The 12580-nt window shown below is 58.5% G+C and carries 10 protein-coding genes; 3 read left to right on the top strand and 7 right to left on the bottom strand.

Features of this window, described 5'->3' with window-relative positions; genetic code table 11:
• The first annotated feature begins 123 nt into the window (after positions 1-123).
• Positions 124-1806: a CHAT domain-containing protein gene (locus tag QX071_RS31190; RefSeq protein ID WP_315703047.1), complete on the top strand. Its 1683-nt coding sequence runs from the start codon at positions 124-126 to the stop codon at positions 1804-1806.
• 923 nt (positions 1807-2729) lie between these two features.
• On the opposite strand, the gene QX071_RS31185 is transcribed toward QX071_RS31190, so the two are convergent.
• The 6 genes from QX071_RS31185 to QX071_RS31160 form a co-directional block, all read right to left on the bottom strand.
• Positions 2730-3740, bottom strand: coding sequence for an alpha/beta hydrolase (locus QX071_RS31185; RefSeq protein WP_315703046.1), 1011 nt, complete (start codon positions 3738-3740; stop codon positions 2730-2732).
• A 200-nt stretch (positions 3741-3940) separates the two neighbouring features.
• Entirely contained in the window at positions 3941-4609 is a 669-nt protein-coding gene (locus tag QX071_RS31180; RefSeq protein ID WP_315703045.1) for a type 1 glutamine amidotransferase domain-containing protein, read from the bottom strand.
• 746 nt (positions 4610-5355) lie between these two features.
• On the bottom strand, positions 5356-6684 hold the full coding sequence (locus QX071_RS31175) for a c-type cytochrome (protein WP_409998046.1): 1329 nt from the start codon (positions 6682-6684) through the stop codon (positions 5356-5358).
• Between the two features lie 17 nt (positions 6685-6701).
• On the bottom strand, positions 6702-8867 hold the full coding sequence (locus QX071_RS31170) for a xanthine dehydrogenase family protein molybdopterin-binding subunit (RefSeq protein WP_315703044.1): 2166 nt from the start codon (positions 8865-8867) through the stop codon (positions 6702-6704).
• An 8-nt stretch (positions 8868-8875) separates the two neighbouring features.
• Complete coding sequence (locus QX071_RS31165; protein WP_315703043.1) at positions 8876-9337, bottom strand: (2Fe-2S)-binding protein; 462 nt, start codon at positions 9335-9337, stop codon at positions 8876-8878.
• Positions 9338-9396: 59 nt separating this feature from the next.
• A complete protein-coding gene (locus tag QX071_RS31160) occupies positions 9397-9684 on the bottom strand; it encodes a putative quinol monooxygenase (protein ID WP_315703042.1) in 288 nt (95 codons plus the stop codon).
• A 355-nt stretch (positions 9685-10039) separates the two neighbouring features.
• On the opposite strand from QX071_RS31160, the gene QX071_RS31155 reads away from it, so the two are divergent.
• Positions 10040-11068: an aldo/keto reductase gene (locus QX071_RS31155; protein WP_315703041.1), complete on the top strand. Its 1029-nt coding sequence runs from the start codon at positions 10040-10042 to the stop codon at positions 11066-11068.
• 16 nt (positions 11069-11084) lie between these two features.
• Positions 11085-11585, top strand: coding sequence for a DNA starvation/stationary phase protection protein (locus QX071_RS31150; RefSeq protein WP_315703040.1), 501 nt, complete (start codon positions 11085-11087; stop codon positions 11583-11585).
• 111 nt (positions 11586-11696) lie between these two features.
• Here QX071_RS31150 and QX071_RS31145 read toward each other — a convergent pair whose 3' ends face one another.
• Positions 11697-12455 (bottom strand): alpha/beta hydrolase, encoded by a 759-nt coding sequence (locus tag QX071_RS31145; RefSeq protein ID WP_315703039.1) that lies wholly within the window; start codon positions 12453-12455, stop codon positions 11697-11699.
• Positions 12456-12580 lie beyond the last annotated feature (125 nt).

The following is a 12580-nucleotide window of genomic DNA, read 5'->3' as shown; positions in this document are numbered from 1 at the left end:
GATCGCGTTCGTGCCCGGTGGGCCGTAATTCATCGTGTAGGTGGCGATCCGCAAGGCGACCTATATTACACCTACAAGGTCGATTCTCTACTGAAGCGGCTTCCAGCCGACGGAGGTAGCCCAGTGGAAGTCAAGTTGTGTCTCCACGAGGCAGGCGCCGCGCCGACGACTGCTATGTACATCGGCGGCCAGGAGCGACCGACCGTCGTGGTTAGCCGCGGTCGTGTGGCGGGCGTGGCTCCAGCTTTGAAAGACAATTGGCGCGGTGGCGTCCCTAATCTTAAAGCAGGGTTAGGTGGCGCTGTCGGTCCGAAGGTGTCGTCCAGTAAAGGCGTGCTCCCCCAAGAAGTCTTGCGCTCGGTCGAGGCAAGCGCTCCGCCGCAAGTCGAAGTTGGTAAAACTGTTCCTTTGGTAGTGAAGCTTCGAAACGAAGTCGCTGCAGGTAACTTGGCGGTGACAACGAACATCGGGGATGTCATAGACATCATCCTGCAAGCGTCAGGAGGACTCGTTGTCGAGGATAGTGTCGACGGGAAATTGACGGTCACTGCCGTCGGGACGCCCACGTTGATGTTCAGAATCGTAGGCAAGGCGATTGGACCCGGTGAAATCACGGTGCTGGCTTTCCAGCGCGGCCAGGGCGTCGGTAGCATCTCGGTATCGATTGAGACCGTCGCACACGCTCTAGCCGCCAGTTGGGCCGCCGCCACCGTCGAACTTGACGTCCCAACGATTCGGCAACCGGATCTTCAGCTACTCGTTTTGGAGACCATGAGCACCGGGAAGATCACAATCCGGCTCACCGCGGCTGATCCGACCTTGGGGCTTAATTACGATCCCTTTACGTTCACCTTTCAGGCCGACCCGCGCACCTTCTTTGACGCCTTCTACGCGGATATCGAGGATATCCTGACCTCCTCCGCAAACGCGCAACAGAAGATTCAGCGACTCGGCACGAAGGGAACCTATCTGTTCGAGAAACTGGTCCCGTCCGACGCCCGGACCAAGCTATGGGCGTTGCGGGACCGAATCCACACCGTTCATGTGCAGAGCGAGGAGCCTTGGGTACCATGGGAGTTGATCAAGTTGTTCGGTGACGACGGAAGCGGCTCCACGGTCGAACGTGGGTTCCTTTGCGATGAGTATGAAGTCACCAGATGGGTACCCGGGCTCCGTTATCGGTGCAATTTGACAATGAGCGAAATCGCGCTTGTCGTTCCTGCTGACTCGGGGCTTGCGGCGTCGAAAGCGGAGCGCAGCGCTATGTTAGAGTTACAAACACCACAGCTTCAAATCACCCCGATCGAGGCCGAGGAGATTGCCGTCCGCAACGCTTTGGCCGAAGGGAAATTCGACACGATTCACTTCACTGGCCATGGTGTCGCCGGTGCGACTACCGCCGATCGCGCCGAGATCCGTCTCGAAGATGATAGCCGCTTGCGCCCTGAAGATCTGACCGGAGTCGTTGGAAACCTCGGGAAGAAGAGCCCGATCGTGTTCTTGAACGCGTGCGAGATCGGTCGCCCAGGGATGGGACTCACCCAGCCGGGCGGATGGCCACGCGGCTTTCTGGCGGCGGGCGCTGGCGCCTTTATTGGACCATTCTGGAAGATCAACGACGGCTTGGCTGCTCATTTCGCCAGCTCCTTCTACCGCGCCATGCTCAAGGGTAGCACAGTGGGGGCCGCGACTCGGGAGGCGAGGAAGAGCATCCAAGCCGCGAGCGATCCAACATGGCTTGCGTACTCAGTGTATGCGCACTCAGAGGCACGGCTAACCGGGATCAAGCTGCCTGCGCAGCCCTGAGCTTATTCATGCTGTCTCGATTGCAATGGTTCATAGGATGACTCCCGTCTGAGCGGAGTTACGTGTATCTTATCTATTTAACTTCTCTTACAACAGATCGGCCGCCTACACCGAAACGCACGAGAATGTGGCGGGTGATTTGGTAGATTTGCAGCATTGGACGTCTGGCAGATAGCATAGAACTCGCCGTTGGCTTGACCGACACGTCTCTGCCTTTGGGGCGCATATCGACGGCTTTTAATCAAGCTCGCGACATTCGCGGATTAGATGTTATGGAACCATTGCCGGGCCGAGTGTCGGCGAATTTGACCTGCGACGGCCAGACTATGAGCATCGGGTTCGATTCCGGTCGGGCGATTGTGGAGACAAGAACCGCACGGACCATGCCTGCTGCCGAGCGCTAGCTGATTTATTTTTGCGAGCTAATGCCGTCCGTCACCTTGCTGGTATTCCTGTTGGTATGCGCAGCAATCGGCGACTAAAACCATCGTAAATTCAATTCGTTATGATACTAGGCGATTGTCGGCCAGGGGCACCACGGAAAAAATTGTAATAATAACAATAAGTTAAGTCACTGGTTCGATTCCCGATTTCTCGCAAAACTTTCGTGATGCATTGAAAATACGAGCAAAAACCCACTGCAGCTGTCCGCTTTGCTGGTATTTCTGCTGGTATCGCCAAGCCAAACGCGCCGCGGCGGATTTCGATATTCCCGACGAGCGAATTAGGCGCCGCATGCCCCGTCCACCGCTTTACGCGCGACGTTCGGACGTCAAACTCAAATGACCAATCCCGAGTTGGCTGGCCATAGAGGAACGCAAATGCGTTCAAGATTGCTTCGATGCTGATCAGGCTTTCTTCCCGGTTGGTTGCATCTAGGCGTGATAAATCGGCTACCGTCGGGTTCGTGCGAAAGTTTTGCGTCAGCGTCGTTCAATCGTTCGGTCGAGGAAGTTGCTGATCAGCGGCACCATCACGTCGAGTTGGTCCTCAAGTGCGAAGTGACCGGTGTCGAGGATGTGCAACTCGGCGTCTGGCAAGTCGCGCAAATAGGAATGTGCGCCGGCTTCAGCGAAGACCTTGTCGTTCTTGCCCCAGACGATTAGAGCGGGCGGCTTCCTTTCGCGGAAAAAGGCCTGGAACGCGGGATAAAGCGGGATGTTGGTCGCGTGATCGTAGAGCAGGTCGAGCTGAATGTCCTTGTTGCCGGGACGGTCCAGCAGCGCTTGGTCGTGCACCCAGTTGTCAGGACTTATGCGCGTCAGATCGCGGACGCCGTCGGTGTATAGGAATTTCGTCGCGCGGAGAGAGACGAGGGATAAAAGCGCATCCCTCCGCTCCTCCGTTCCTTCCTTCCAATACGCCTTGATCGGGTCCCAGGCGTCCCGCAATCCCTCTTCGTAAGCGTTGCCGTTTTGGATGATGAGGGCAGTCACGCGCTCTGGATGCTTAATGGCGATGCGATAGCCAACCGGTGCGCCATAATCCATGACGTACATGGCGTAGCGTTTCGCCCCGATTTGATCAAGCAAGGCATCGATCATCTCGGCATAGTTCGCGAAACTATAGGAAAAGCGGTTGCGATCCGGCGCATCGCTTTGCCCGAAGCCGGGGTAATCCGGCGCAATGACACGGTATCGGTCGGCCAGACCCGGAATCAGATTGCGGAACATATGTGAGGATGTCGGAAAGCCGTGCAGAAGAAGAACGACGGGCCCATCTGCTGGCCCGGCTTCGCGGTAGAACACGTTCACACCGCTGATGGTGGCCGTACGGTAATGAACGGTTAAAGCACCTACGCTGCCGCCGGGCGTTGGCGCGCAATGATGACCGGGCGGCGCCCCCGGTTCATAGGTGCAGGCCGTGGACTCTCCGAACGAGGGATGTGCGCTTACAATGGTCAAGGCGATGAGAGTCGCGCAAGAAAGGCGCATGGCAGCTCCTTCATTCGGTACGACCCAGGTCGTCCCTCAATCCCGATTGTCTCACGTCCACGACTTCCGCGATTACTGCCGTAGCTCAAGACTCTTGCCGGGATGAGCGATCAGAATAGCAGTAATCTTTGAAGGCATCGTTCAAACAGACTGTTTTGAGCGACTGCTAACTCAGGGGCAACCAAGCTGTGCTTGGCTGCTTATTTTCTGAGTGCTGTCAGGAGCTCCTTCGCGAGGAGCCCGGCCGACGCGGGATTCTGGCCAGTGATCAGGCGTCCATCGACAACAACGTGAGGTTCCCAGTTCGCTACAGACGTATATTCGGCGCCCTCTGCCCGCAGGGCATCTTCCAATTCGTAGGGAACGTCTTCGCGCGCGTAGTCGTACTCTTCTTTCTTCGAGAAAGAAGTGAGCTTCTTGCCTTGCACGAACGGCTTGCCATCGCCGAGGTCAACCCCGAGAAGCGCGCATGGACCGTGACAGACGGCTGTCACACACTTTCCCGTACTCCAGGCGCGCGCGATTGTATTTTGAACGACAGGGTTGCGCTGGATATCGACCATTGGTCCAAGACCGCCCGGCACGAAGATGGCATCAAAATCCGCAGCATCCACCTCCGCAAGTTTGCGACTGCGGTTCAGGCGGCGAAATGCCTTGCTTTCAAGGAAGGCTTTCTCCGCGGGATCTTTCTCGTCGTAGGCATCATATGGCGTCCATCCGCCTCTCAAAGAAGCGAACTCAATGGCGATACCTGCCTTGTCAAGAACATCGAACGGATGCGCGACCTCGGCGAAAAAGAAGCCTGTTTTACGATTGTGCGGACCTATCACCGCCGCGTTGCTTACGACAAACAGAACATGCACAGTCATGATTTCCTACCTTAGTGTGCAGAGGCACCAAACCGACCTCGTCGTTCGCTGCCAAACTTCGCGAAGCTCAGCAACTCGCAGCGGGTCGCCGTGGAAAGACACTTTTGTTCATAGGCCGCTTCCAGAAGCCCTGCATAAAGTGCAAGTGATATCAGTCTACTTCTTTAGCCGACTCATGAGCGCCGCGACCTCCCGCGGGTACGTCCAAACTTTAGGCCGTCGGGTGGAGCAGACCAGTTAATCTAGGTAAAAATTTGTAGTTTGAGGAAGCATATGCTGAGGAGCCTTGATCCTGCATGTTCGCTATTCATCGAGCGGACCGACACGACTAGGCACCGATCCAGACCGTCGGTTAGATGCCGGAAGCGTCTCGGCCGGTAAGGCAGAAGGCAGCCTTAGACCCGGCTAAAAGACCGTGTGAAGGCTGTCAGACTCTGGACGCTCGGCTCGCCGCGAATGTGGGGCCAACACCAGCGGGCGAACTTGCGATCACCCCTCAATATCTCGGCTGTCGCCGCCTCACGCTCAGGGGCGTCTCTCAACTCCAATTCGAGAACCAAGAGGCGGCGGCCGCGAGGCCGCACTTGCCAAAGACTCGCTGTCGGTTTCGTCCTCTTCTATCGTATTGTCCGAGAGTAAGATTGCCAAACCAAATCCCAACGTCCATGACGGGCTTCGAAAGCCCTGACGACTTGCCTCTCAACCAACGTCGCTGGAGCGACTATCTGGCCATCAATGAGACACCACTAGTTCGAGACCTGTGCTCGCAAACCGACGACATCACGAGCCGTGAGTGACGAGCCCTTGGCTCCGAAGCGGGCGGTGACGTAGTTGGCGACCGCGGCAATCTCGTCGTCGGAGTACGCACGACCGAAAGAGGGCATCGACAGCGCATCGTCCGGGGTCAGGCGCCTCGTACCCCCAATAACGATCTGTACCACGTTAGTCGCGCTCCGATCGTTTACGGCGGCACTTCCAGTCAGGGTCGCGAACCGTGAAACCGCGCTCTCCCCAGCCCAGCCATGGCAACTTACGCAAGCGCCCTCGAAGATCTTCTTGCCAAGCAGGTTTGCGGTCACGCCGTCCTTGTGGGAGACCGGCGCAGGCGCCGATTTTACGGAAAAATCGCGTGAAGTGCCGGGCGGAACGCTTCGCAGGAACGTGACCATCGCCTCGATATCAGCCTTCGCCATCTTGTTGAAGGAGTGATCAACGGCTTCGCCCATCGGTCCCGATGCAGTGCCGTGACCCGGAACATGCCCGGCGGAGAGATAAAGGGCGATGTCTTCATCGGTCCAGCCGCCGAGACCGGTGTCCTTGTCGGACGAGATATTGAAGGCGCGCCAGCCGGCCACCGGGGCTCCGGCAAACTTTTCTCGATTGTTGAGTGCGAATCCAATATTGCGCGGCGTGTGGCATTCGCCGCAATGCGCCAGCGCCTCGGCCAGGTACGCACCGCGGTTCCACTTGAGGCTCTGCGAACTATCAGGCCGGAAGCGTGAATCAGGATTGAACACCAGCGACCAGAACGTCATGGCCCAGCGCTGATTGAAGGGAAACAACAGTGTATTCTCCGGCGGCACCGCGCGCACCGGCGCAAGGCTGAAAAGGTAGGCCTTGATCGCGAGCGCGTCGGCGTCGGTGACATAAGTGTAGGACGTGTAGGGCATTGCCGGATAAAGCCGGGCACCATCACGGCGGATGCCCCGATGCATCGCGTCGAGAAACTCCTGGTCGGTGTATTTGCCAATGCCGGTCTCCGGATCGGGCGTAATGTTGGTCGAATACATCGTTCCGAACGGAAGCTTGAAGGCGAAGCCGCCCGCATATTCCTTGCCGCCCGGCGCCGTGTGACAAACCACGCAGTCCGCTGCCTCCGTGAGATATTTGCCGCGCTCAAGGAGGCTGGCCTGCTTCATATCGGCAGGCACCCCGGTTGGATCGCCGTCCCTGTAGTCCGTCAACGCGACATTCTTGCCGCCGGTGAAGGCCAGAGGACCGGGACCGCGTACGTACCAAACCGCCCCTAGCGCCACGATGGCACCGACGATGACCGCCCCGGCAACCAATTTCACAACCGCGGCTTTCACAATCACGATTTCTTCTCCGCGATCAACCGCCGGTCGATCGGAAGCCGACGCAATGCGACGCCCGTCGCCGCATAAATGGCATTACGCAGCGCGGGAGGTCCGCCAACCGCGGCCGCCTCACCGATCCCGCCCGGCGCCTCCCCGCTTTTGACCAGATGGACATTGATCTTTGGCATCTGGTCGATGCGCAGCATGCGATAATCATGGAAATTCGATTGCTGAACGCGGCCCTTGTCCAAGGTGATTTCGCCGTATAATGCGGCGGTCAGGCCAAAAATCATGCCGCCCTCGACCTGCGCGACGATGGTGTCGGGGTTGACAGCAACACCGCAATCCACAGCAAGCGTCACCTGGCGGATGTAAACGTCGCCGCTGGTATCCACCTCGGCCTCAACGACAGTGGCGATCGACGTGTTGAAGGTCGGCTGCACACTGACGCCTCGGCCAACGCGAGGCGGCAACGGCTGCCCCCAATTCGACCTTTCGGCGACGAGATCCAGCACGTGCTGGAGACGCGGCGTTTTTCCAAGCATGTCGCGTCGAAACGCGATCGGATCCTTGTTTACCTTGCGCGCCAGCTCGTCCATGAAGCTTTCGATGGCGAACACATTGTTGTTCGGACCGACGCCGCGCCAAAAGCCGGTCGGCACGGCAGGCGGCTCCACTCGGACGTACTCCACCTGAAAATTTGGAATGTCGTAAGGCGTATCGACCGCGCTATCGACGGCGTCGATATCAATGCCCTTCGTAAAACTGCGCGGTAACCATCGCGCGAGCACCGATGATCCGGCGACGCGGTACCTGAAGGCGATCACCTTGTCGCCCGAGAGTCTCGCCGAAATATTGTCCCGGTAAACCGGACGGTAGATGTCGTGTCGGATGTCCTCCTCGCGTGTCCAGACGATCTTGACAGGCCCATCGACCTTGCGGCCGATGCGCACGGCCGCGTCGATCATGTCAACCTCGAGCCTGCGTCCGAACCCGCCACCGAGCAGATGCTGATGGATCGTCACCTTGTCTTCTGACAGCCCAGCCGCCTTCGCGGCGACCGACTGCGCGCGCGCAATGATCTGCGTTCCAACCCATACGTCACATGAATTTGGCGTGACGTGGACTGTGCAATTCAGAGGCTCCATCGTCGCGTGGGCAAGAAATGGTATCTCGTAGGATGCATCATAACTCTCGCCAAAATTGAGCACCTTGGCGACATCTCCGACGGATTTTGCGACTACGCCAGAACTCGCGCTGGCAGCACGAAGATGTTCCCATATGTCCTTGGAGCTGACGTTGGCGTTCTTGCCTTCGTCCCAGGCAATCTTTAGCGCCTCAAGCCCACATTTCGCGGCCCACATGTGATCCCCGATAACCGCGACCAGATCATCCAGTGCTACGATCTGCCTCACGCCAGGAATCTTCGTTGCGGCCTGGTCTTCGATGTTCGCAACCTTGCCGCCGAAAACCGGACATTGCGCCAGCGTCGCAAATTTCAAGCCCGGCATCATGGTGTCGATTCCGTAGATGACCTTGCCGTTGACCTTGTTCGGCGTATCGAGGCGCTTCAAAGGCCTTCCGATGAGCACAAAGTCCTTTGGATCTTTCAGCGGCACATCGCTTGGCTGCGAAAGCTTGCTCGCGGGGTCGACAAGCTCGCCATAGCGAAGGCTGCGGCCACTTTCCTTATGAAACACTTTCCCCTCGGACACGCCGCAGGTTTCTGGCGCAACCTGCCACTGATTCGCCGCAGCCTTGACGAACATAGCCCGTGCGGTTGCGCCGGCTTTGCGCAGCGGGGTCCAGAACGCGCGAACCGAAGTTGATCCTCCGGTCGCCTGAATGCCGAGCAAGGGATTCGTGTAGAGGTTCTCATCGGGCGGCGCGTGCTCGAGGACGACATTTGTGAGGTCTGTATCGAGTTCTTCAGCTAAAATCGTCGCGACGCCGGTGTATATGCCCTGCCCCATCTCGACCTGCGGCATGACCAGGGTCACCTTGCCGGTTCCGTCGATGCGGATAAACGCGTTTGGCGCAAAGGTCCCGTCGGCGGCATCCTTCTGCGCGGTCTCGGCGGCACCTACCGGAAGACGGAAGGCGAACACGAAGCCGGTCGTCAATGCAGCACCGAGAAGGCGACGACGCGAGATATTCGACAATTCTGCCGTGACGGTCATGACACCACCTAAGCCTTGGCCGAGGCTGCCTGCTTGATGGCAGCCCGGATGCGCACATAGGTACCGCACCGGCAGATGTTACCGGCCATGGCCGCGTCGATATCGGAGTCGTCAGGATCCGGCGTCATCGCCAGTAGCGCTACCGCCGACATGATTTGACCTGACTGACAATAGCCGCATTGCACGACCTCGAGATCGAGCCAGGCCTTCTGCACCCTAGGTCCCGCCGGCGTCGCACCGACACCTTCGATGGTGGTGATCGTGCGGTTTTGGAGATTGCCAACAGGCAGCACGCAGGAACGCACCGGCTTGCCATCGACGTGCACGGTGCAGGCGCCACACTGCGCCATGCCGCATCCGAATTTCGTGCCGGTCAAACCGAGCACATCGCGCAGGACCCACAGCAAGGGCATCTCGGACGGTGCATCGAAGGATCGTTCTTGACCATTGATATTTAGCGCCGTTGCCATCTGAACTCCTGCTATCTGCTCGGGTCGGTTCGGATACGCGGTACCGCTCTCTCACAGCTCTATGAAACCACATCGAGGGGACGCGATGTGACGGCTGTCCGCGTTGCGAGCCCGTCGATCCTGGAGGCATAGTCTTGATAGTGGGACGTTGCCCGATGGGCTTGCACAGAAGCGATGTCCGCGTAGAGCTCATCGATGATGAAGGTCGTCTCGTCGTGCAGGTCCTGCCAGAGGTCCCATCGAAGGTTGCCCGGCTCGGAGCGGCTATGTCCAGCCAAGCTGCGCAACAGAACAACCAGTTCATCGGTCTTTCCAGGCCGAGCCTTTAGCAAGGCCGTCGTCTTCATTTGGATCGCCATTGATATTCCCGCATTCCAGGGCGGGCTGGGTTCCGCCGTCAACCAACGCTCCATTACGAATGGGCTAAATCACGTCGATCAGCACACATAATCGAAGTTGTGCGCAGACGCCCGTAAAGAGATGTAAAAACGTCGGTTGACGGGATTGGCCTGCCATCAACCAGAACAAGGCCTCGCATTGCGCTCGCCGCGATGGATTTTCCTCAATTTACGAATCGCTATTAGCCGGTCGCGGATTCCGACCGTAATGTCTGGGATGACGCGTGCTTGCCATGTGGCATGGACGCGATCGACTGCACGCCGCTATCGGCAATGCCAGCACCGTCGCTCATCGGAGATTGATATGAGACTGAGAGAAGCGTTGTTAGCGGGACCGCTGGGTTTTGGCACAGCTCCACTTGGCAACATGTATCGGGACATTCCAGAGGATGAAGCCCTTGCAACAGTGGACGCAGCATGGGCTGCGGGTACGCGCTTCTTCGATACTGCTCCGTTTTACGGAGCGGGGCTTGCGGAGATCCGCCTTGGCGAAGTGCTCTCCAGCCGACCTCGCGGCGACTACGTTCTGAGCACCAAGGTCGGGCGGCTCATCCTCGACGAGATCGAAGATCCGGCCGGCCGAGATCACGGCGAAAAGGGCGAGATATTCAAACATGGCCGCCCCAACAAGATCGTCCCAGACTATTCGGCTGATGGCACGATGAAGTCGATCGAAGACAGCCTCCGGCGCATGAAGATTGACCATATCGATTTTGTGTGGGTCCACGATATTGCCCAGGATTTCTACGGCGACCGCTGGCTCGCAATGTTTGAAATCGCTCGAACGGGGGCCTTCCCGGTCCTCTCGAAACTACGCGACCAGGGCGTGATCAAGGGCTGGGGCCTCGGCGTGAACAAGGTCGAACCTGTCGAGCTTTTGCTCGGTCTGACCGAAGCAAGTCCAGACGCGACCTTGCTCGCTGGCCGGTATACGCTTCTCGATCACGAGATGGCACTCCAGCGTGTGATGCCCGCTGCGCAACGCAAAAAAGTCGATATCGTGATTGGCGGCCCTTATAGCTCCGGTGTGCTCGCTGGCGGCCATCATTTTGAGTACGGGACGGTGCCATCCGCGATTGCCGCTAAGGTGGAGAGGATTTCGGCTCTATGCGCAGACTTCGAAATACCCATCAAAGCAGCGGCACTGCACTTCGCTCTGGCGCATCCGGCTTCGGCCGCCGTCGTTCCCGGAGCCAGCAAACCTGAGCGCATTCTTGAAGACCACGCGGCTCTCAAGACCAATATTCCCGCTGCTTTCTGGCACGAGTTACGAAACAAAGGACTTGTGGCCGAGGGTGCCCCGCTGCCGATCGACAAGCAGCTCGCCGCATGAACCTCAGGAGACAACCATGACCCCCGCTCGCGCACCGACCCTTGATTCCACCTCAGCTCTGGCACTGCGGAACAGTACGACAGCTGCCGACGCACTCAATGCAATCCTGGCGGATATTCTCGCGCTCTATCTCAAGACCAAGAATTTCCATTGGCACATGACGGGGCCGCACTTTCGCGACTACCATCTGTTGCTGGATGACCAGGCGGCGCAACTTTTCTCGATTGTCGATGAGATCGCCGAGCGGGTTCGCAAAACAGGACATGCGACGATACGTTCGGTCGGCGACGTCGTCCGCCGGCAGACAATCAGGGACAACGATGCCGAGTTCGTATCGGCCGGTGACATGCTCGCCGAGCTCCGCGAAGACAACTTCGCGCTGGTTCGTGCGCTTCGCGAAGTAAAAGTCCTTGTCGATGATGCCAAGGACAACGCCACTTCGGGACTTCTCGACGGTTGGACCGATCAGGCGGAGCAGCGGGCCTGGTTTCTGTTCGAAGCCACACGATCGGCCTGATGCAAACGGCGCTCGCACGCCGCCGGATGGATCCAGGAGACGAATGCCACTCATCGGAGTGGCATTCGTATGTCCAGAGATCGGGGACCGCCATCATCTCTTGCGGCAGCGTTATTCCGCCGCCCTGATGATCAGATCGGCCACCTCCTTCGGGAACGACAACATCGCGACGTGGCTCGACGGCAACTCGATCGCCGTGGCCTTGGCCGCCTTCACCTGGTCCCTTTCCATCTGCGGCGGGATGATCGCATCCTTCGTCGCAACGACCATGAAGGTCGGCTTCTGGCGCCACGCCGCCTGGCTCACCGGAGCGGTCAGGGTCCTGATGTGGAACGGTCCCTGCGTCGCCGCCACGACTGCCTGTTCCTTGGGCGGAAGGTCGGCCGCGAAATATCGCTTGATGCCTTCGTTGCTGATCGTCAGGTAGCCGTCCGGGTCCTTGACGAACTCTTTCAGGCTCTCCGGATCCGGATATTTCGAGGTCGCACTTTTCACCGACTCGCCCTTATCCGGCGCGTAGGCCGCCACATACACGAGCGATTTGACCTTTTCGTCGTTTCCCGCCTCCGTGATGACGGCGCCACCCCATGAATGGGCGACGAGAACGACGGGTCCTTCAGCGTTCCGGATGGCCCTCGTGGTTGCGGCGACATCGTTGTCGAGCGAGTCGAGCGGGTTCTGGACCGCAACGACCTTGAGCCCGGCCTTTTCGAGGTACGGAATGACTTTCTCCCAGGACGACCCGTCCGCGAACGCACCATGGACAAGGACTGCGGTCTTGGCCTTCAGTTGGGCAGCCGATGCCGGCAGGCTGATGGCGGCCATCGCGCTCAGGACACCCAAGCCCATAACGCGTTTGAATGATTTCATGGTTATGTTCCTTCGGTTGATTGAGGATCTCGGTGTTGCCGCTTTCGCTGCCGAAACGTTCGCGGCGACGCGAATCCACCGTCGTGCACTTCTGTTCGGACAACAGATTGTGCGGCGAGTAGAAG

This window comes from Bradyrhizobium sp. SZCCHNS1022 (assembly GCF_032484835.1).
Lineage (GTDB): Bacteria > Pseudomonadota > Alphaproteobacteria > Rhizobiales > Xanthobacteraceae > Bradyrhizobium.
The sequence above is the reverse complement of the archived record's forward strand: the minus strand, read 5'-3'. Positions and strand labels throughout refer to the sequence as shown.